Raw genomic sequence first — 20,457 nt, forward strand, 5'->3', positions numbered from 1 at the left:
CTATGGTAGCGACGGATTTTCCTCTGATAAATCATAGATTTCTTGCCTGTGATTATTAGATTTTCTAATATCGTGAGCATGCGTACGCTTCCTCCGATGAATTCGCTGCGTGTCTTTGACAGCGCCGCCCGGCACTTGAACCTTTCCCTTGCCGCCGATGAATTGCGCGTGTCGCATAGCGCGGTCAGCCAGCAGATCCGGCAGCTGGAAACCTGGGTGGGCAGCAAGCTCTTTGAACGGCACTCGGGCGGCGTGCGGTTGACCGTTGCCGGGCAGGATTTGCTGCGCGCCTGCCAGCCGGCCTTCGACATGCTCGAACAACGCTGCGTCGAGCTACGGGGCAGGACCACGTCGGCCGACGTGGTGGTGGGCGCCCCGGCCAGCCTGCTGTCCAACTGGATCATCCCAAGGCTGGAACAGTTCGAGCGCAGGCACCCTGGGGTCCAGGTCAGGCTTCAGACCGCGACCGACATCGGGCTATTGGAGCGGCGGGTTATTGACGTGTTGATCGTTGCCGAGGACCACGCGTCTGCGGCCATCGGCGCCGTGCCGTTGTTCCCCGAGGCGATCGGGCCCGTCTGCACCCGCGCGCTGGCACAGCGCATCAGCACGCCGGCCGACCTCCTGGACATGCCGCTGCTGCACACCTCTTCCCGGCCCGCGGCCTGGGAGCAGTGGGCCTCGGCTGGCGGCGTGGCGCTGGCGCGGGCCGAGGCCCGGCCCAAGCGCGAGTTCGATCAACTGGGCCACATGCTCGACGCCGCGGCCGTGGGCTTGGGCGTCGGCATTGCGCCCGAGATGCTGGTGCAGGCCGATCTCCGCGCAGGAAAGCTCGTGGCGCCCCTCGGGTTCACGGCAACGGGAGGCTGGTTCAGCCTGTACTTCCGTGCAAACGCCAGTGCTGCGGTGAAATCCCTGAAGCACTGGCTGACGGCCGAGGCCGCTTCGCACGCCGTCCGGCCAGGTGGTGGCTAGCCGAAGCCCTACCAGCGATAGCGCAATGTCGCCATCACCGTGCGTTCCGCGCCCCAGTAGCAGCTGACGGCCGTACCCAGGCAATTGGCGACGTAGCGCTTGTCGAACAGGTTCGAGACGTTCAACGCCACTTGCGCGCCGGCCAGCGTGGGGCTGGCGCGGCCCAGGTCATAGCGGATCGCCGCGTCAACCAGCGTGACGGCGGGAATGGCGTACCGGTTGTTCAGGTCGCCGTAGAAGCCGCCGCGGTACGTGACGCCCGCGCCCAGGCCCACGCCTTGCAGCGGGCCGTCGCGCAGCGTGTAGTCGGCCCACAGCGCAGCTTGATGGCGGGGCACGAAGATGAGCTGGTTGCCGCGTTGCGCGGCCGTGTTGGTCTTGGTGATCTCGCTGTCGCTAAGCGCATAGGACATTGTCAGGTCCAGCCCATTGTCGAAACTGGCTTTGCCTTCGAGCTCGATCCCCTGCACCTGGACTTCACCGGTCTGCACCACGAAGCTCGTGTTGACCGGATCCGGCGTGCTGACGTTCTTTTGCGTGATCTGGAAGGCCGACAGCGTGACGAAGCTGGCGTATCCGTCTGGCTGGAATTTCACGCCGGCTTCGTATTGTTCGCCGGTCGTGGGCCTGAGCGGCGAGCCGTCGCGCGTGACGCCCGTCATCGGCTGGAACGACGTGGAATAGCTCAGGTAGGGCGCCAGGCCGTTGTCGAAACGGTAGGTCACGCCGGCCCGGCCGGTGAAGCGGTCGGCGTCGGCGTTGCGCGACGTCCAGGCCCACTGGCCGCCGCTGCCCGCCACGCCGTTGTCGGTGGTGCCTTCGGTCCAGTCATAGCGGCCGGCGAACGTGAAGCGCAGGCGGTCCAGTTCGATCTGATCCTGCGCGTACAGGCCCAGCTGGCTGCGCGTCATGTTGATCTTGGTGGCCGTGGCAGGGCGCGTGACCGGGGTGCCATAGTCGGGATCGAACACGTTGAACAGCGGGGACGCCGGCGGCAGCATCAGACCCAGGCTGCTCTCGTTGTAGCGGGATTTTTCGCGCAGGTAATCCAGGCCGAAGGTGACGTCGTGACGGGTCGGGCCGGCGCTGAACTTGGCGTTCAACTGGTTGTCGATCTGGAAGGTGTGCGACGTTTCGGGGAAGGCCCAGGCGTAGCGGACGGCCTGCGTGTCCGACACCATCGCGCCGATCTGCACGCGGCGCGTGTTGGTGTCGACATTGGTGTAGCGGGCGCTCTGGCGCACGCTCCAGATGTCGTTCACGCGGTGGTCCAACGTGTAGCCGACCATGGCCTGTTCGTTGGTGAAGATGTCGTAGCCCGGCTCGCCCACGAAGCGGTCGCGAGGGATATAGCCGGCGGTGACGCTTTTTTCCAGCGTGCCGATCACGGGCAACACGGGGGCGCCGCCGCCGCCGTGGCTGGTGATCTTCTGATATTGCGCGCTCAGGTTCAGGCTGGTGTCCGAAGACGGGCGCCACGTGAAGCTGGGGGCGATGAATTGGCGTTCGTCGTCGACGTGCTGGTACTGGGTGTCGCTGTCCCGCAGCGTGCCGGTCAGGCGATAGAGGAATTTGCCTTCTTCGTCGGCCGGGCCCGAGAAGTCGAATGAACCCTGATACCGGTTGAAGCTGCCGGCCTGCAAGACCACTTCATTGAACGGTTCAGCGGTGGGGCGCTTACTGGTCATGTTGACCAGGCCGCCCGGCGCGCTTTGCCCGTACAGCCCGGACGACGGTCCTTTCAGGATTTCCACGCGCTCCAGTCCGTAGGTGTCGATCCGCGGCTGCGAATAGCCGCGCGAGCCGAAGGGCAGCAACAGGCCGTCCAGGTAGCGCGAGGGCGTGAAGCCGCGCACGGTCAGCCAGTCATAACGCACATCGTTGTCGCCATACTGGGCGAACACGCCCGGGGTGTAACGGACGGCCTGGGCGACGGAGGTGACGCCGCGTTCGTCCATTTCATTGCGGGTGATGACGTTGATGGTTTGCGGCGTATCGATGAGCGCAGCATCCGACTTGGTGCCGGAGCGGCTGCGCGTCGTCACGTAGTCGGCGCCGGACACCGGCGACGAATCGCCCGCGCCCCGCACCACGACGGGGGCCAGCGTGGTCACGCCAGTGCCGGCGGGTTGGACGGTTTGCGCGGCGGCGGGGGCCGACGCGGCAAGGGCGGCCAGCAGCGCCAACGGCAGCGGCTTGACGGAAAAGGACACGGTATTACCCCTGGGTCGATTTATAATTAACAAGAATCATTCCTGCGCGTCGGCATGATTCCAGAACTCTCGGCACCTGTCTGACGATTCTTCGGCGGGGATTGACGGTTTTGCTGCCGCCCCGTTTTTTGCGCTTCGCCCATGTCCGTCCGCGCCGCCGCGCCCTTGTTCATTCCGCCTTTGCCCGACCCGTCCACCGCGCCGCCCAAGCCGCACGAATGGTGGCGCGGCACCCTGCCGACCGTGCCGGCCACGCAGGACTGGGAAGACGTCATCGAATGCGTGCTGAGGGTGGACGAGGGCGTGAGCCTGGTCGTCCTGGACGGCAGCCCGCGGCGCGCGTTGACGATTCCCGCGCCGGGGGCGCCCGTGTTCGGCATGCAGGTATGGCAGGAAGGGCACGCGACGCTGGCCTTGGAAGGCGGCGAACCCCTGCGGGTGGCTGCCGGGGCGGCGCTCCTGTTCAATCACGAACGGCCTTTGCGCTGGGCGACGCACCTGCCCGCGAACCAGCGCGTGCGGATGGTGGATGTCCGCTACACGCCCGAGGCGCTGGCCCGCGCGGGCGACACTGGGCTGGTTGCCATGTTGCGGCGGCGGTTTCGCCGTGACGTCAGCGTGCCGGCGCACGGTTCTTTGGTGGCGGCGCTGGACGCCCCGACCGGCCTGTTGGCGCTGGCCGGCAGCCTGGCGCGGAATCCGCCGACTGCCGCCGAGGCGCGCCGCCTGTGGTATCGCGCCAAATCGCTGGAAATGCTGTCGGCTTTCGTGCAGCTGCTGTCGCAACCGGAGGCGTTGAATGGCCCGGCGGCGCAGGAACGCCAGCGGCTGCACGAGGCCTGCGACCTGCTGCGGGCACGCCACGCCGAGCATTGGCCGCCGGGCCTGTTGGCGCGGACGGTGGGTTTGTCGGAAAAGCGGCTGCAGCAGCTGATGCGCGAAAGCACGGGCCAGTCCGTGCACGCGTATCTGAGCGACGTGCGGCTTGCCCGCGCGTGCGACTTGCTCCAGGCCGGCATGAGTGTGACGCAGGTCGCGGGCGAAGTGGGGATTTCCAGCCTGAGCCATTTCAGCAAGGTCTTCAAGGCGCGCTATGGCGTGTCGCCCCGGTCCTGGTAAGGTCAGCCCTGCGCGGCGTTTCCGGCGCCGCACCCTGCCAGGAACACGCCATGACCCAGAACATCTACGACACGCCTGAATTCTTCGAGGGCTACAGCCAGATGGCGCGTTCGGTGCACGGCCTGGACGGCGCGCCTGAATGGCCTGCGTTGCGCGCATTGTTGCCTGACTTGCGGGACCGCCGGGTCGTAGACCTGGGTTGCGGCTTTGGCTGGTTTTGCCGGTGGGCCGACCAGCAAGGGGCGGCCGAGGTGCTGGGGCTGGATGTTTCCCACAACATGCTGGAGCGGGCGCGCGCCACCACGCAGTCCAGCCGGATCCGCTATCAGCGTGCCGATCTGGAACAACTGCAATTGCCAGCGGCCAGCTATGACCTGGCCTATAGCTCGTTGACCCTGCACTACATCGAACATCTGGCCGACTTGTTCGCGACGGTCCACCGAGCGCTCGCGCCGGGTGGACGTTTCGTGTTTTCTGCCGAGCATCCGATCTATACCGCGCCGGCTCGGCCGGGCTTCGTGGAGGATGCGGCGGGCGATCGGATCTGGCCGCTGAACCAGTACGCGCGGCAAGGGCCGCGCATCACGGATTGGCTGGCCAAGGGCGTGGTGAAGCAGCACAGGATGCTGGGCACCACGCTGAACCTGTTGATCCAGACGGGGTTCACGATCACGCACGTGGAGGAATGGGCGCCGACGGCCGAGCAACTGGCGGCGCAGCCTGCGCTGGCCGAGGAGCAGGACCGACCGATGATGGTACTGGTCGCCGTCAGTCGGTGAACGGCTGTTGCCCGCAGGCATCATGAAATATTTGGTTTCACAATACCCGCTTGCGCTATCTATCTAGTAGTAGGTAAGATTCATCCATCGACGCAGCAAACCCAACCAAGCCGCTGCCGCCGAACCAGAAATACAGTAGGACCGCTTTTTTATTTCCCAAGTTGTCTACCTATAAGTAGATAGTTTAAACCGAAACCCGCATCGAATCGTTATCTGGAGATCAACCATGAAGACCCTCGTATCCGCCCTGATCCTGTCCGCCTCCTTTATCGGCGCCGCCCAAGCCGGCGAACTGGACTATCCGCCCGCCCTGAACACCGAAAGCACGGTCACCCGCGCCCAAGTGCAGCAAGAGCTGGCCGCTGCCCGCGCCAATGGTGAACTCGTCTCTGGCGAAGAAGGCTACGCCGCCACCGCGTTCGCTGCCGTTGGCAACGACAAGACCCGTGCCCAAGTGACGCAGGAACTGGCCGCTGCCCGCGCCCAAGGCCTGACCGAAAGCGGCGAACTGGATTACCCGCCCGTTCAAGGCTGAGTTTTTTTGAAGTCTTATTTTTGAGGGCATATCTATCTAGCGATAGATAGCTTTACCCAAACACCCTGATGCAGCACTGATCCTTACTGGAGATCAATCATGAAGACCCTCGTATCCGCCCTGATTCTGTCCGCTTCCTTCATCGGCGCCGCCCAAGCCGGCGAACTGGACTACCCGCCCGCCTTGAACACCGAAAGCACGGTCACCCGCGCCCAAGTGCAGCAAGAGCTGGCCGCCGCCCGCGCCAATGGTGAACTCGTCTCCGGCGAAGAAGGCTACGCCGCCACCGCGTTTGCCGCCGTCGGCCACGACAAGACCCGCGCCCAGGTGACGCAGGAACTGGCCGCTGCCCGTGCCCAAGGCCTGACCGAAAGCGGCGAACTGGACTACCCGCCCGTGCAAGGCTAAGCAGGATGCCGGCACATGCGGACCCCGGGGGGCGGGATGTTTCCCGGCCGGGGTCCGCACGGGCGTTTTGGACCGCACTTAGGGCGGCCCCCGATGACGAACCGACCTATTAGTAGGTAATATTCAGCCATGGACACTCCGACCCCCAACACCACTCGAGACCTGCTGCTGGCGCACGCCGAGAAGCTGATCCGCACGCGCGGCTGCAATGGTTTCAGCTACCGCGACCTGGCGGAGCATGTGGGCGTGAAGACGTCCAGCATCCACTATTACTTTCCCGGCAAAGACGACCTGCTCTATGAAGCGGTCGAGGCCTACAGCGCACGCGCGCTGGGCACGGTGCGCGCCATCGACACTGCGCAGCCCGCGCAGGCGCAGCTGGAGCAATACCTGTCGATGATGGAATCGCGCGCCTGCGGCGCCGGTGAGCTCTGTCTGGGCGGCATGCTGGCCGCCGACATCATGAGCTTGTCCGACCGCGTGCGTGGCGCCCTGCAGGGCTTTTTCCGTGCGCACGAAGCGTGGCTGGCCCGCGTGCTGGCCGAAGGCGCGGCGCAAGGCACGTTGAAGTTTTCCGGCACGGCCGAAGCCGCGGGCCGGGCCGTATTCGCCACGGTGCAAGGTTGCTTGCTGGTGGCGCGCCTGTTCCAGCAGCCGCCCGCGTTGTGCGAGGCGATCAGCGCCTTGTATGTGGAATGCGATCATGTGAAGGGCAGCCAGGCGGCGTAACCTGCTGTGGATGCCTAGCGCAGACGCGCTCCGATTGCAGCGATGAACCGTACGGCCGCCTGGCTCCCGCAGGCGGCCGTTGCTTTTGGCGCGGTCAGGCTTGCAGCGCCCGGGCCATGTCCACGCTGGTGCGCTCCTGCATCCCCAGATCGCGCATGCGTTGCAGGAAGGTCGCTTGCGCATCGGCGAAGCCGGCAACGGGGCTCATGCAATCGGTCAGCAGCACGATGCGTGACAGATTGCCGCCGGGCAGGTGTTCGGCCAGATGTTCTACGGTGGCACGCACGCAGTGGCTGCCGGCTTCTCCGCCAATGATGATCAGGTCCGAGCGGTCCAGCGATCCCAGCAGGCTGCGGTTGAGCTGGCTGCGGGGATCATCGGGATCCGGCACTTCGGCCATCAGCGCGCTGTAGTGTTCCGTCCAGGGGTTCGTGCCTTTGGGCACCTTGCGCACGATGAACTGGTCCGCGTCTTCCCAGCGGCTGTACGCCGCGCGCACGTCCGCATGCACGTTGTGCCCCCAGGTGCCGATTTCGCAGTGCACGGGCCACACCATCAGTGTGTAGCGGCCGCGCGCCTCCAGTTCGTCCAGATAGGTCAGGGTGCGAGGCAGGTCGTCGATGTGGCGCGGGTGGAAGGCGCCAGCGCGCACTTCTGCGGCGGTGATCGGCGTGAAGGGTGCGACGGGCTGGCCGTCGCCCGTGCGCCAGAACGTGGGGTGCGCGACGTCCAGCCGATGGTGCGAATCCAGCGTCACCGTGATGGAAGTCAGCGCATGCGCGGTGGCGTCGATGAAGTGCGCCAGCCGTTGCATGTCGGCGTGCGCGCCCGCTACCGGCAGCGCCGGCAGGCTGGGGTTTCCGGTCAACGGATCCGTAGGCAGATACGCCTCGGGCAGGTCGCAGAAATCGTTCTGCGGATCGACGATCAATAAATGGACGGAACGCGGCATGGCTGGATTCGATTGGACTATCCCGGAATATAGACCGGGATGCTGCTTGTTCACTAGAACAGCACAAGGTGTTCGGCGCAGGCGGGCAATTGGCGCAGCAGCGCGCGCCATTGCCGCCACAGGTGGGCCAGTGCGCCGACGGCGATGGCTGCGATCAGAATCCACATGGCAAGCTCCAAATATAAATTCGCACGGGCGTGCGAAATTAGGGTCAAGAAACGCCGGCATGCGCCGGCGCGATTCAGTTATTCAACGTAGGTGAAGCTGCGGTAGGTCGAGATCAGCCGCTCATACGCCGCCCGCACGCGTGCGGGCGCCTTGGGGTCTCGCAGGAAGCGGGCGTCGTGCATCAAACCGATCATCAGGCTATAGACCTCGAACACCAGTTGCTCGGGGTCGGTGTCCGGCCGCACGTGGCCCGCTTCCAGCGCCTGGTTGACGGTGCGCACCATGGCCGCGCGCCAGCGCCGCAGATTGCCTTCCAGCACGGCGCGCAGTGGCGATTCGACGTCGTCGTATTCGAACGCGCCGGCCACATAGATGCAGCCGGTCAGCAGTTCGACGTTGCTGGCGCGGTCCACCCATAGCGAGACCAGCGCATTCAGCCGGGGCAGCCCACGGGGATGCGCCATGGCCGGCGTGAAGACGGCGGCCACGAAGCGGCGGTCGTATTCGTCCAGCACCGCTTGCTGCAAGGCCTCAAGCGAGCCGACGCGCGAGAACACGCCGCTTTTGCTGATGCCCAGCTGCTTGGCCACCTGGCCCAGCGACAGGCTTTCCATGCCCTGCGCGGCGGCCAGGTCCACGGCCGCGTCCACAATGGCCGCGAAAGTCAGTTCGCTTTTCTCGGTTTTGGCTGTCATGAACGTGAATTTAGCACGGTCGTGCGAAATACCGGGATTTATTAATCGGGGCAGGGTCGGCAGCCCAAAAAAAACGGACCGCCGAGGCGGTCCGTTTTGGTGGCGCAGGGTGTGCGGTGCCGTCAGGCGGCCGCGGCCTTGAACTGCAGGCGGTACTTATGCAGCAGCGGTTCGGTGTAGCCGTTGGGTTGGGTCAGCCCTTCAAAGACCAGCGCGCACGCCGCCTTGAACGCCAGCGAGGTGTCGAAATGGCTGGCCATGGGCTGGTAGGCCGCATCGCCGGCGTTCTGGCCGTCCACGACCTTGGCCATGCGCTTGAACGTTTCCATGACCTGGTCTTGGTTGGTCACGCCGTGGCGAATCCAGTTGGCGATGTGCTGGCTGGAGATGCGCAGCGTGGCGCGGTCTTCCATGAGGCCCACGTTGTGGATGTCCGGCACCTTCGAGCAGCCTACGCCCTGGTCGATCCAGCGCACCACATAGCCCAGGATGCCCTGGACGTTGTTGTCCAGTTCCTGCTGGATGTCGGCCGCGGACCACTTGGAGCGGTCGCCGACCGGCACAGTCAGCAGGCCGCCCAGCAACTCGTCGCGGACGTCGGCCAGTTTGGTGCGCTCCAGTTCTTTCTGGACCGCTTGCACGTCCACCTGGTGGTAGTGCAGTGCGTGCAGCGTGGCGGCGGTGGGCGAGGGCACCCAGGCGGTATTGGCGCCGGCCTTGGGATGCGCGATCTTCTGTTCCAGCATGGCGGCCATCAGGTCCGGCATGGCCCACATGCCCTTGCCGATCTGGGCGCGGCCGCGCAGGCCGCTGTCCAGGCCGACCAGCACGTTGTTGCGTTCGTACGCAGTGATCCAGGCGGTGGACTTCATGTCGCCCTTGCGCAGCATCGGGCCGGCTTCCATGCTGGAGTGCATTTCGTCGCCGGTGCGGTCCAAAAAGCCCGTGTTGATGAAGGCCACGCGCGAGGCGGCCGCGCCAATGCACGCTTTCAGGTTGATGCTGGTGCGGCGCTCTTCGTCCATGATGCCCATCTTCAAGGTGTTGCGCGGCACCTTGATCAGGTCTTCGACGCGGTCGAAGAGTTCGCTGGCGAATGCGGCCTCAACGGGGCCGTGCATCTTGGGCTTCACGATGTAGACGGAACCGGTGCGCGAGTTCAGCTTGTTCTTGCGGTCTTGCAGCGCGGCCAGGCTCGTGACCACGGCGTCCAGGATGCCTTCGGGGATTTCCAGGCCGTCGCGGTCCAGGATGGCCGGGTTGGTCATCAGGTGGCCGACGTTGCGCACGAACATCAGCGAACGGCCGTGCAGGGTCAGCGAGGAGCCGTCCGGGCGCGTGTAGACGCGGTCGGCATTGAGCTTGCGCGTGAAGGTCTTGCCGCCCTTGGTGACGGCTTCGGTCAGGTCGCCCTTCATCAGGCCGAGCCAGTTGCGGTAGATGTGGACCTTGTCGTCCGCATCCACGGCGGCGACCGAGTCTTCGCAATCCATGATGGTGGTCAGCGCTGCCTCGACCAGCACATCCTTGACGCCGGCGGCGTCCGTGCTGCCGATGGCGTTGGCGCGGTCGATCTGGATTTCGAAGTGCAGCCCGTTGTTCTTGAGCAGGATGGCGGTGGGCGCGGCGGCCTCGCCCTGGTAGCCGGCGAATTGCGACGCGGACTTCAGGCCGGTCGCGCCGTCGGCCAGTGCCACGCGCAACTGGCCCCCTTCGACCGTGTAGCCGCGGGCGTCGGCGTGCGAACCTTGGGCCAGCGGCGCGGCCGTATCCAGGAAAGCGCGGGCGCGCGCGATGACGGCGGCGCCGCGGTCGGGGTTGTAGCCCTTGCCGGTGTCGCCCGGCGTGGCGGGAATGGCGTCGGTGCCGTAGAGCGCGTCGTACAGGCTGCCCCAGCGCGCGTTGGCGGCGTTCAGCGCGTAGCGCGAGTTCGACATCGGCACGACCAACTGCGGGCCGGCCTGCTGCGAGATTTCGGTGTCGACGTTGTCGGTCGTGGCTTGCACGCTGGCCGGCTGTGGCAACAGGTAGCCGATGCCTTCCAGGAACTTGCGGTAGGCGGCGGGGTCGGCGATGGGGCCCGGGTTGGCGCGGTGCCAGGAATCCAGTTCGGCTTGCAGGCGGTCGCGTTCAGCCAGCAGCGCGCGGTTCTTGGGGCCCAGATCGTGTACCAGGGCGGCAAAGCCTTGCCAGAAGCCGTCGGCATCCAGGCCGGTGGCGGGCAGGGCTTCCTGTTCGATGAATTGGTTGAGATTGGCCGCCACTTGCAGGCCGTGGTGCTGGATGCGTTCAGTCATGCGGATCTCTAGCGTAAGAAGGGCTGGCCGGCGCCGGGCGCCGGGCGAATCTGTCCTGACATCATCGTTCGCACCTGCAGCAATGTCCATATCAAAACCAGCTGGTCATACCAGTTTATTTTTACGCACTCCGGCAAAGCCGTTCTTTTTATGGTTTTATATCAGCTACTTACAGAGACTGGGTCAAGCGGCGCGAACCGGAAGAACGCTTGGTCATACCACTGGTCCGGAGAGTGCATGTACGCGGAAACCGAAGAGAAACCCCGCCAGGTGGCGGACGAGGTCGCTGAACGGATCGAACGCCTGATCCTGGACGGCGTGCTCAAGGCGGGGCAGGCCCTGCCGTCCGAACGACGCCTGACCGAAAAACTGGGCGTGTCGCGCACGGCGTTGCGCGAAGGGCTCAAGCTGTTGCGGGCGCGCGAGATCATCCATACCGCGCAAGGCAAGGGATCGTTCGTCGCCCATATTTCGAAGGTGGATGCCGGGCCGCTGATGCACCTGTTCAACTCGCAGCCGCGCACGCTCTACGACCTGCTGGAAGTGCGTTCGCTGCTGGAAGCGGAGTCCGCCCGGCTGGCGGCCATACGCGGCACCGAGGCGGACTTCATCATGATCCGCCGCCGCTATGACGAGATGGTCAGCGCGCAGGGCACGGCTACCGATACGGCCACGCACGCGCATCTGGACCACGCGTTCCATCTGGCTATCTGCGAGGCCTCTCACAATCCGGTGCTGGTGCACACCCTGCAGTCGCTGACGGACCTGCTGCTGGGCTCGGTGTTCGCGTGCGTGAACAACCTCTATCACCGCGAACCGGAAAAGCGCCAGATCGACCGCCAGCACACGCGTCTGTTCAACGCCGTGACCGGGCGCCAGCCCGAATTGGCGCGCAAGGCCGCAGCCGATCATGTGGACAGCGTGCGCCAGAGCCTGGCCGAGATCGAACAGGAAGAACAGCGCCTGGTGCGCGCGACGCTACGCCTGGAAGGCTGGACGTAGCGCCCGCGCGGCGGGGTATGGATCCCGGCGCTTAACGGTCGGCGGTGGCGCAGCCGGTCAGCGCCAGCGGCTTGCCCGCGTAGATGCGGCCGAAACGGTTGTTCAGCAGCGCGTCCAGGTCGATGGCTTCCTGGCCCACGAAACCCTGTTGCGGCAACGCGCCTTGCGCCACCAGATCCAGCGCGGCGCAGATGCCTGCGGCCGTCGACAACTGGATGGCGCTCAAGCGATGGCCGTCCACGTCCGTGCCGAACACGCGGATCGGGTACGACTCTTCTTCCAGGCGGCCGTGGCGGTGGCCTGATGCCGAGGCCTGGATCACGATCACGTCCTGCTCGGTGGTGGGGATGGCCGATTCGAAAATGTCCTTGAGCAGATCGCGGCGGTCGCGCAGGCGCAGGTCATTGAGCAGCAACTTCATGATGTTGCAGTGGCCCGGATAGCGCACCGACTTGTAGTCCACATTGCGCGCGCGGCCCAACAGGGTGGAGGGCAGGGTACCCAGGCCGCCCGAGGTGTTGAAGGCTTCGTATTCCACGCCGTCCAGCGCGAACGTCTCATAGCCTTCCAACGCGGGCACGCTGGTCAGTTGGCCGTCCACGATGGCCTCGCACGGGTTGCAGTATTCGTTGATCAGCCCTTCGGTGCTCCACGTCAGGTTGTAGCGCAGGCTGTTGGAGGGATAGCGCGGCAGGGCGCCGACGCGCATGCGCAAATCCAGCAAGGTGTCGAAGCGTCGCGCCAGCGCGTTGCCGACAATGCCGATGAAGCCGGGCGCCAGGCCGCATTGCGGCATCAGCACGCTGCGCGCGTTCTCCGCCAGCGCCTGGATGGCATGGGTGCTGGCGACGTCTTCGGTCAGGTCGAAGTAATGCACGCCGGCCTTCGCGCACAGTCCGGCCACCGCGGTGGCGCGATGGAACGGAAGGGCGTTGACCACGGCATAGGCGCCTTCGATCGCGCTCGCCACCGAGGCGTCGTCGCTGATCTGGCGCGTCTCGCAACCCAGTTCGGCCAGGACAGCAAGGCGGGCGGGGTCCTGGTCGGCAACCAGCACGGAATAATCGCCGCTGCGTTCCAGCATCAGGGCGATGGCGAAACCGATTTTTCCGGCGCCCAGCAGAACGATGGGACGGTTGAGGGTGGACATGGTGCGACTCCTGCGATGAGGGGGGATGGGTTGGCCTCATCCTATGCGGGAGTGCTGTCGATTTGTAGATCTGAAAGTGTCGTAACGGCTTAAGTTAACGTCGATATGACTTAATGCGGTGTCGAAACGTCAAAAACAAAGCCCTCCGGCTTGGGGCCGAAGGGCTTTCGAGGGGTGATCGCAGGGCCTTTGCCGGCCCGGGGATCAGCTGCCCATGGGGGGGTAGTCCATGTTGCCGAAGGTGACCAGGCCTTCTGCCTTGGCTTGAGCCAGTTGCGATTCCACTTGGGCGCGGGTCAGCGACGTGGCGGATTCAGCGGTGGCGACGGGCGGGTAGTCCAGGTTGCCGAAGGTGACTTCGCCAGCGGTCTTGGCTTGCGCCAGTTCAGCTTGCACTTGTTGCGAGGTCAGGCTGGACTTCTGGGCGATGGCGGCGGGGTAGCCTTCTTCGCCAAACGTGTACTGGCCCGATACCTTGGCTTGTTGCAGTTCGGCTTGAACCTGGGCGCGCGACGGGCCTTGGTCGGCTTCAGCGGCTTGGGCGCCAGCAGCCAGAACGGACATGGACAGCATCAATGCGGTAGCAAGGGTTTTCATAGCAGACCTCCGGTGTCTTGTGAGCTTGGGATCCGAACCTCTGGCCTCATTGCTGGGGGTTCGCTTGCTGTGTCCCGATGAGATGCATTCTGTGCTCAAACAACCCTGGGATAAACCCTTATTACCTGAAAACATCTTTCCAAAATCTGTACTAATCGATTTGGATTCTTCCAAATGACACCATAGGTGGCGATATTTCCATTTCATGACGCAATAGGTGGTGGTCCAGGCAGGCGGGCGGGAGGGCTTTTGGGGCGCAAAAAAGACGCAGCCCCGGGACGAGCCCGGGGCTGGCAGGGGAAATGGACTTGCGATGCCGGTGTCAGCGGTTCAGTTCAACCAGCGCGGCGTTGTATTCGGACTGGGCTTCTTCCAGCTTGCGCTGCGCCTTGTCGATCTTGTCCTGCTTGCCCTTGGCGCGCGCTTCCTTCAATTCCTGCTCGCGTTCGGACACCTTGGATTGCTTGTCCCGCACGTCGGCCTCGCGTTGCGATTGCAGGCGGCTGTCGGTGCAATGAGCTTTGGCTTCCGCCAGGGCCTTGCGCAGGCCGGCTTCGCGGCGGGTGTTGTTCTGCGCCTGGGCGGCGGCGATGTCGTTTTCGATCTCGCAGAACTTGGCCGCGCAACCGCGCTGCGCTGAGCAGTCGGTGGCGGCTTGCGCGGGCAACACGCCGAACAGGGCGCATGCGGCGGCGGCAGCTGTCAGGGATTTGATCAAAGAGGGCATGCGGTGTCTCCGTAAGCGTGGCGGGGACACCATGATCGCGCGATCGGGCGTTACCGGCAATGTGCAGCGTCAATGGCGCTGCACATTGCCGGCAACGGCTCACCGGATCAGCGTGCCGGCCAGCGCGGCCGCCACCAGCAGCGCGCCCAGCCAGAGGTTGGCGCGGAACAGCATGAAATTGCGGTCGGGGCGCTGGATGTCGAACACCTTCAATTGCCACGCCAGATGCACCGCAACGGCGGCCATGCCGACCTGATACGCCCACGACAAGCCCATGGCGTAGCCGCCCCAGGCCCACAGCAGGACGGTGGCGACGTAGAAGCCGCCGATCCACAGCTTGCCCTGGTCGCCAAAGCGCATGGCGGTGGAATGCAGCCCCAGGCTGCGGTCGTCGCGCACGTCGACATAGGCGTAGATGCTGTCGTAGCCCACCTGCCAGAGCACCGCGCCGAACCACATGGCCACGGCGGCCAGCGGTACGTGGTTCTGCGTGTCGGACCAGGCCATCAGCATGCCCCAGTTAAAGCAGATGCCCAGCACCACCTGCGGCCAATAGGTGACGCGTTTGCACAGCGGGTAGATGAAGACGAAGGGCAGTACGGCCACAGCCAGCCAGCGGCTCATTTCGTTCAGGAAGAACAGCAGCGAACCGCAGACCACCAATTGGCCCAGCAGGAACCACACGGCGTTCTTCATCGTCAGCTGGCCGCTGGTCAACGGGCGAAAGCGCGTGCGTTCGACGTGCTTGTCGAAGTTGCGGTCGCACATGTCATTGACCGTGCAGCCGATGCCGCGCATCAGCAGGGCGCCCAGCGAGAAGACGATCAGCCGCTGCAAGTCCGGCAGGCCGCCGGCGCTCTGGACGAGCGCGGCGATGGCAGGCAGCAGTGTCAGCCACGTGCCGATGGGGCGGTCCAGGCGGCACAGGCGGGCGTAGGGCCGCCACGATTTGGGCAGCCAGCGCTCGACCCAGTCGGTGAAGACGATGTCGCTCAAGTCGACGGGAGGTTGTTGCGGGGTGCTCACTGTCACGGTCGGAAAATGGTCGGGAAAGCCGACAGCATAAAACAACGGCCGGGCATTACGCCCGGCCGCCCCAATATTCCGCCGTGCCGAGTGCCCCTACGAGGCACTTCCCCCATAAGCCGCCATTGCAACGCAAGCGGGGCCGCACGGATCCGGCTTAGCCGGTCCGTAGCGGCGCCCCCTGGGGGGAGGCGCCGCAGGCGCTTCGGGGGGGGCCTACTGCTCTTTCAGCAGCTTGCCCAGGATGGCGATGCCGGTGCGGATCTTGTCTTCCGGCACGGTGGCGAAGCTAAGGCGCAGCGTGTTGGCGCGGCCGGCGCCGCTGTAGAACGGGGCACCTGGTACGAAGGCCACGTTCTGCGCAATGGCCTTCTCCAGCAGCTTGGTGCTGTCGATGTGCTCCGGCAGCGTCAGCCAGATGAACATGCCGCCTTCCGGCTTGGTCCAGGTGACGGTGGACGGGAATTCGCGCTTGATGGCGTCCAGCATGCAGCTGCCCTGGGCGCGGTAGATTTCGCGCACGTTGGGCAGATGCTCTTCCAGGAAGCCATCCTTGACGATTTCGTACACGGCCATCTGCGTCAGCGTGGGCGTGTGCAGATCGGTGGCTTGCTTGGCCTGCACCAGCTTGTTGATCAGCGGACGCGCGGCGGCGATGTAGCCCAGGCGCAGGCCCGGGGCCAGCACCTTCGAGAACGTGCCCAGGCGCACGACGTTGGCGCCGTGTTCGGCGGCCAGCGCGATCAGGCCCGGCTGGGGTTCACCGGCGTAGCGCAGTTCGCCGTACGGATCATCTTCGACGATGGTCAGGTTCAGTTCGGCGGCGCGCTTGACCAGCGCGATGCGGCGTTCCAGGTTCAGCGTGCGGCCCGTGGGATTCTGGAAGTTGGGCAGCGCATACAGGAAGCGCGCACCGTCGGCCAGTTCAGGGGTGATGGCTTCCGGGATCAGGCCGCCTTCGTCGGTGGGCACCGGCACGAACGTGGGCTGATACAGGCTGAACGACTGCAGCGCGCCCAGGTAGCTGGGGTCTTCGACGAGGACCTTGCTGTCCTTGTCGATCAGCACTTTGCCCAGCAGGTCCAGTGCCTGTTGCGAACCCGAGACGATCAGGATCTGGTCGGCGGCGACATTGGCGCCGGCGCGGTTCAGGTCTTCAGCAACCCATTGGCGCAGCGGCGCGTAGCCTTCGGTCGGGCCGTATTGCAGGGCCGCGCGGCCGTTGGTGGCCAATACCTTGTCGAATGCAGCACGTACCACTTCTACCGGGAAGCCGCCGGGCGCCGGCAGGCCGCCAGCGAACGAAATGACTTCGGGGCGCTCGGTGACCTTGAGGATTTCGCGGATGGCGGAGCTGGTAAGTTGCTGAGCGCGTTCCGAGAAGGAAAACGCAGGTTCGAAAGGCTTGTCCATGGATTGCTTCTTGATCAAGAAGGGTAAAGGGAGAGGCGTGTGAGGGGGACTGCGGTAAAAAACTATTGTCCCATACGGTAGCAGCCCGGCCCCTTTAACGCGCGGAACCCCTAAAATCACCTGCATCGATAACCGCCTGTACAGTTACATTTGACGCCATGTTTGAAGCCGCCCCGATCGTCGCCGACTCCAAAGCCGCCCTGTACGCCGAACTAGTCGTCCAGGCCCGTGCCCTGCTGGAAGGCGAACCCGACCGCATCGCCAACGCCGCCAACCTGGGCGCGCTGGCTTATCAGGCCCTGCCCGATTTGAACTGGGCAGGTTTCTATTTCTTTGACGGCACGGAGCTCGTGCTGGGCCCCTTCCAGGGCAAACCGGCCTGCGTGCGCATCCCGCTTGACCGCGGCGTGTGCGGCGCGGCCGCCAGCCAGCGCCAGACGCAGCTGGTGCCGGACGTGCACGCGTTTCCGGGCCATATCGCCTGCGATGCCGCCTCGCGTTCCGAAATCGTCGTGCCGCTGGTGCATCAGGGCGAACTGATCGGGGTGTGGGACGTGGACAGCCCCATCCCCGACCGCTTCGACGAAGACGACCGCCAGGGCATGCAGGCGCTCTGCGCCGTGTTCCTGGCCAGCCTGGGCTGAACCGGGCAGGGCGTTTGCCGCCGTTGACACGGCGGCGGGCGCCCGGTAGATTTCTGCATCCGTCGCTTATCGCGCGTTCCATTCATTCATGATTCATCAGGCCTTCCAATCCGCTTCCTGCATCCGCGCCCTGGGCGTGATGCTGGCTGCTGCCGGCCTGAAATCCAAAAAACAGCCGCTCATCTGACCGGAGCATGCTGTTCCGTCAGATGGGCGACGGAACAGCGGCCTCCTGGCGGCGCATTGGCGCCTCCGCGCGCACCCCCTGATATCCCGAGCACTTCTGTACGGCAACCACCACGGTCCGCTTACATCGAAGGAGTGTTCCCATGTCATCGCAATCTTCACTTTTCCAGGGCGTCTGGGTGCCGCTGGTGACGCCGTTTTCCGGCGGCGCCGTGGACGGGGGCGCCTTGCGCCGCCTGGTGCGCCACTATGCCGCAGCCGGCGTGGACGGGCTGGTCGTGTGCGGCAGCACGGGCGAAGCCGCGTCGCTGGATGATGCCGAGCAATTGGCCGTTCTGGACGCGGTGCTGAACGAGGCCGGCCGCCTGCCCGTGATCATGGGTCTGGCCGGCAACCACCAGGGCCACGTGATGCAGCGCCTGTCCGCATTCGGCACCCGGCCGCTGGCCGGCATCCTGGCGCCCGCGCCGTACTACGTGCGCGCCGGGCAGGAAGGCGCCGCCGCCTACTTCCGCTGTCTGGCCGACGCCTCGCGCTTTCCCCTGGTGCTCTACGACATTCCCTACCGCACCGGCACGACGCTGGATACGGCAACCTTGCTGTCGCTGGCCGCGCATCCGAACATTGCCGCCATCAAGGATTGCGGCGGGTCGCTTGAGAAGACGCTCGCGCTTATCGCCGACGGCCAAATGAACGTGCTGGCGGGGGAAGACCTGCAATCGCTGTCGACGCTGTGCCTGGGCGGCACCGGCATGATTGCCGCCGCGGCGCATATCCGGCCCGATCTGTTCGTGGCCATGCACCAGGCCGTGCGCGCGCAGCAACTGGACCTTGCCCGCAGGCTGTTCCAAGCGCTCGTTCCCGTGATCCAGCTGGCGTTCGCCGAGCCGAATCCGGGCCCGTTGAAGGCGCAACTGGGCCGCCAGGGCCTCTTGAGCGAAGAGCTGCGACTGCCGATGCCTGCCGCAAGCGCGGCGCTGGCGGCGCGCATGGATGCGGCCGTTGCGGGCTTGAACCGACTCTATCCCTGCCAGTAGCCGGAAGTTAGGCCGTTGCCGGGGCGCCATCAGCCAGCTTTGTGGTGCCCGGATTCATTTTGTAATAAATGGCCTACCGGGATGCTGACGGATTGCTTATGATGCGGCCATTCTCAGGGTGATACCAAACGTTTATGGCCCAAGCTTTTGAAGCCTTGTCCGCCTGGCAGGTAATGCTGGCGGGGCTGCTGTTTTTTAGCGGCATCTATCTGGTCTTCGGCGCGGCGACCTGGCTGCTGACGCAGCACGTGTTGCCGGCGCTGGGCATGGGGCGTCCGCTGGACCCGCGGCCGCTGGCGCCAGGCCAGCTGCGGCGCGAGTTCGCCCAGTCGGGGTTGTCGATCCTGTTGTTCGGTACCGGCATGATCTTCCCGTGGGGCCTGCTGCAACTGGGGTGGGCGCATCTGGACCCGGATCCCAGCTGGCAGAAGGTGGTGGTCGAAATCCTGGTGCTGGTGGCCTGGAACGACGTGCATTTCTGGATCAACCACCGGCTGCTCCACACCAAGCCGCTGCGGCGCTTTCATCTGCCGCATCACCGTTCGGTCGTCACGACGCCTTTCTCCACCTACAGCTTCCATCCCATCGAGGCCCTGATGCTGGGCAACGTGATCCTGCTGCCCATGCTGCTGCATGATTTCAGCTTCTGGGCGCTGGCGTCAGTGCCGCTGTTCAGCCTGTTCTTCAATTGCATCGGGCACGCCAATTACGACTTCTTCCCCAAGGTGTCGTATGCGCACTGGTTCGCCGCCAGCCGCCGGCATCATCTGCACCATGCCTGCTACAACGGCAACTACGGTTTCCAGTTCACCTTCATGGACCGCCTGTTCCGCACCCGGCTCAAAGCCGAGGCGGCGGCCCCGCAGCTGGACGCGTTCCAGCGTCGAGAATCGCTTGGCGGACGGGCGTAGTCCAAAGCGCCGGCTGCCGTCGCTGCGCAACGGACGCGACTGGCAAAGCCTGGCTTATCTGGCCGCGCTGCCCGCGCTGGCGGCCTGGCAATGGGTCTACGGATTCTGGTGGCCGCTGTATGCGTTGATGCTGTTCTTGACGCTGGGCATCGGCGTCATCCACCACAACCACACGCACATCCGGATGTGGCGCGGGCGCTGGACCAACCGCGCGACCGATTTCTGGATCACGCTGCTGCAGGGGCATCCAACCTTCGTGTTCTACCCCGCGCATGTGGCCAATCACCACCGCTTCAAGCACGGCGCGCGCGATGTGGCGCGCACCTACCGCTTCGGCGGCGATACGAACCACCTGTGGGGCTATCTGATCCATCCGCTTCAGGCCGGCTGGGTGCTGTACCCGCTGTTCTTCGCGTGGCTGGGCCGCTTGCGCCGCCATTGGCCCGGCGCATGGCGCTACTGCATGGCGCAGTACGGCGTGTGGCTGGGCTTGTGGGGCGGCCTGATGGCCGTGAACCCAGTGAAGGCGCTGGTGTTCGTGATCGTGCCGCAGCTGCATGGGCTGCACTGGCTATTGGCCACGAACTACCTGCAACACGCGCATGCCGACGGGGGGCCGCGGGCGGTCGCCGGGCTGAACTACGCACGCAATTTCGAAGGGCTGGTCAACCCGCTGTTGTTCAACATCGGCCTGCATACCGCGCATCACGAGCATCCGCGCGCGCATTGGTCCGACCTGACCCGGCTGCACCGCGAGCACTATCGCCAACACGTCGATCCGGCGCTGAACGAAAAGGGGCTAACGCCCTACATGTTCCGCGTCTTCGTGCTGGGCACCTTCGTGCCGCGGTTCCGCAGCCGTTCCTGCATGGCGCCCGAGCACATCCGCTAGCG

20 protein-coding genes are annotated in these 20,457 nt (G+C 65.1%); 11 read left to right on the forward strand and 9 right to left on the reverse strand.

Going from position 1 to position 20,457, the window contains the following annotated elements; genetic code table 11:
• Window positions 1-78: 78 nt before the first annotated feature.
• The gene (locus CEY09_RS10465) at window positions 79-975 is read left to right on the forward strand and encodes a LysR substrate-binding domain-containing protein (RefSeq protein ID WP_234818267.1); all 897 of its coding nucleotides are present in this window, start codon (window positions 79-81) and stop codon (window positions 973-975) included.
• An 8-nt stretch (window positions 976-983) separates the two neighbouring features.
• On the opposite strand, the gene CEY09_RS10470 is transcribed toward CEY09_RS10465, so the two are convergent.
• Window positions 984-3,188: a TonB-dependent siderophore receptor gene (locus tag CEY09_RS10470; RefSeq protein WP_088588583.1), complete on the reverse strand. Its 2,205-nt coding sequence runs from the start codon at window positions 3,186-3,188 to the stop codon at window positions 984-986.
• A gap of 141 nt (window positions 3,189-3,329) precedes the next feature.
• Here CEY09_RS10470 and CEY09_RS10475 point away from each other — a divergent pair, with 141 nt between their 5' ends.
• The 5 genes from CEY09_RS10475 to CEY09_RS10495 all read left to right on the forward strand — a co-directional run bounded on the left by CEY09_RS10475 (window position 3,330) and on the right by CEY09_RS10495 (window position 6,758).
• Complete coding sequence (locus CEY09_RS10475; RefSeq protein WP_088588584.1) at window positions 3,330-4,307, forward strand: helix-turn-helix transcriptional regulator; 978 nt, start codon at window positions 3,330-3,332, stop codon at window positions 4,305-4,307.
• Between the two features lie 50 nt (window positions 4,308-4,357).
• On the forward strand, window positions 4,358-5,086 hold the full coding sequence (locus CEY09_RS10480; protein ID WP_088588585.1) for a class I SAM-dependent methyltransferase: 729 nt from the start codon (window positions 4,358-4,360) through the stop codon (window positions 5,084-5,086).
• A gap of 226 nt (window positions 5,087-5,312) precedes the next feature.
• Complete coding sequence (locus CEY09_RS10485) at window positions 5,313-5,621, forward strand: DUF4148 domain-containing protein (protein ID WP_088588586.1); 309 nt, start codon at window positions 5,313-5,315, stop codon at window positions 5,619-5,621.
• Between the two features lie 99 nt (window positions 5,622-5,720).
• Window positions 5,721-6,029: a DUF4148 domain-containing protein gene (locus CEY09_RS10490; protein ID WP_088588587.1), complete on the forward strand. Its 309-nt coding sequence runs from the start codon at window positions 5,721-5,723 to the stop codon at window positions 6,027-6,029.
• Window positions 6,030-6,158: 129 nt separating this feature from the next.
• Window positions 6,159-6,758 carry a TetR/AcrR family transcriptional regulator gene (locus CEY09_RS10495; protein WP_088588588.1) on the forward strand — a complete coding sequence of 200 codons (600 nt, stop codon included), beginning with the start codon at window positions 6,159-6,161 and terminating at the stop codon, window positions 6,756-6,758.
• A 94-nt stretch (window positions 6,759-6,852) separates the two neighbouring features.
• Here CEY09_RS10495 and CEY09_RS10500 read toward each other — a convergent pair whose 3' ends face one another.
• The 3 genes from CEY09_RS10500 to CEY09_RS10510 all read right to left on the reverse strand — a co-directional run bounded on the left by CEY09_RS10500 (window position 6,853) and on the right by CEY09_RS10510 (window position 10,870).
• Complete coding sequence (locus CEY09_RS10500) at window positions 6,853-7,710, reverse strand: cysteine hydrolase family protein (protein WP_088588589.1); 858 nt, start codon at window positions 7,708-7,710, stop codon at window positions 6,853-6,855.
• A 245-nt stretch (window positions 7,711-7,955) separates the two neighbouring features.
• The gene (locus tag CEY09_RS10505) at window positions 7,956-8,573 is read right to left on the reverse strand and encodes a TetR/AcrR family transcriptional regulator (protein ID WP_088588590.1); all 618 of its coding nucleotides are present in this window, start codon (window positions 8,571-8,573) and stop codon (window positions 7,956-7,958) included.
• Window positions 8,574-8,695: 122 nt separating this feature from the next.
• Window positions 8,696-10,870: a malate synthase G gene (locus tag CEY09_RS10510; protein ID WP_088588591.1), complete on the reverse strand. Its 2,175-nt coding sequence runs from the start codon at window positions 10,868-10,870 to the stop codon at window positions 8,696-8,698.
• A 237-nt stretch (window positions 10,871-11,107) separates the two neighbouring features.
• Here CEY09_RS10510 and glcC point away from each other — a divergent pair, with 237 nt between their 5' ends.
• The gene (gene glcC / locus CEY09_RS10515) at window positions 11,108-11,872 is read left to right on the forward strand and encodes a transcriptional regulator GlcC (protein WP_088588592.1); all 765 of its coding nucleotides are present in this window, start codon (window positions 11,108-11,110) and stop codon (window positions 11,870-11,872) included.
• 31 nt (window positions 11,873-11,903) lie between these two features.
• On the opposite strand, the gene CEY09_RS10520 is transcribed toward glcC, so the two are convergent.
• The 5 genes from CEY09_RS10520 to CEY09_RS10540 all read right to left on the reverse strand — a co-directional run bounded on the left by CEY09_RS10520 (window position 11,904) and on the right by CEY09_RS10540 (window position 16,785).
• Window positions 11,904-13,022 carry a saccharopine dehydrogenase family protein gene (locus CEY09_RS10520; protein ID WP_088588593.1) on the reverse strand — a complete coding sequence of 373 codons (1,119 nt, stop codon included), beginning with the start codon at window positions 13,020-13,022 and terminating at the stop codon, window positions 11,904-11,906.
• A gap of 204 nt (window positions 13,023-13,226) precedes the next feature.
• Entirely contained in the window at window positions 13,227-13,619 is a 393-nt protein-coding gene (locus tag CEY09_RS10525) for a DUF4148 domain-containing protein (protein WP_081533996.1), read from the reverse strand.
• A 322-nt stretch (window positions 13,620-13,941) separates the two neighbouring features.
• A complete protein-coding gene (locus CEY09_RS10530; protein WP_088588594.1) occupies window positions 13,942-14,346 on the reverse strand; it encodes a DUF1090 domain-containing protein in 405 nt (134 codons plus the stop codon).
• Window positions 14,347-14,445: 99 nt separating this feature from the next.
• Complete coding sequence (ubiA, locus tag CEY09_RS10535; RefSeq protein ID WP_088588889.1) at window positions 14,446-15,372, reverse strand: 4-hydroxybenzoate octaprenyltransferase; 927 nt, start codon at window positions 15,370-15,372, stop codon at window positions 14,446-14,448.
• 216 nt (window positions 15,373-15,588) lie between these two features.
• Window positions 15,589-16,785, reverse strand: coding sequence for an aminotransferase-like domain-containing protein (locus tag CEY09_RS10540; protein WP_088588890.1), 1,197 nt, complete (start codon window positions 16,783-16,785; stop codon window positions 15,589-15,591).
• A gap of 158 nt (window positions 16,786-16,943) precedes the next feature.
• Between CEY09_RS10540 and CEY09_RS10545 the strand changes: the two genes are divergently transcribed.
• The 4 genes from CEY09_RS10545 (at window position 16,944) to CEY09_RS10560 (ending at window position 20,455) form a co-directional block, all read left to right on the forward strand.
• On the forward strand, window positions 16,944-17,429 hold the full coding sequence (locus tag CEY09_RS10545; protein WP_088588595.1) for a GAF domain-containing protein: 486 nt from the start codon (window positions 16,944-16,946) through the stop codon (window positions 17,427-17,429).
• 329 nt (window positions 17,430-17,758) lie between these two features.
• Window positions 17,759-18,652 (forward strand): 4-hydroxy-tetrahydrodipicolinate synthase, encoded by an 894-nt coding sequence (gene dapA, locus CEY09_RS10550; protein WP_088588596.1) that lies wholly within the window; start codon window positions 17,759-17,761, stop codon window positions 18,650-18,652.
• Between the two features lie 134 nt (window positions 18,653-18,786).
• Window positions 18,787-19,563, forward strand: a complete 777-nt coding sequence (locus CEY09_RS10555; RefSeq protein WP_006222939.1) for a sterol desaturase family protein — start codon at window positions 18,787-18,789, stop codon at window positions 19,561-19,563.
• Window positions 19,547-20,455 (forward strand): fatty acid desaturase, encoded by a 909-nt coding sequence (locus tag CEY09_RS10560; protein ID WP_088588597.1) that lies wholly within the window; start codon window positions 19,547-19,549, stop codon window positions 20,453-20,455. Before CEY09_RS10555 ends, CEY09_RS10560 begins: the two co-directional genes overlap by 17 nt.
• Window positions 20,456-20,457 lie beyond the last annotated feature (2 nt).

Source organism: Achromobacter marplatensis, assembly GCF_002209535.1.
Lineage (GTDB): Bacteria > Pseudomonadota > Gammaproteobacteria > Burkholderiales > Burkholderiaceae_B > Achromobacter > Achromobacter marplatensis.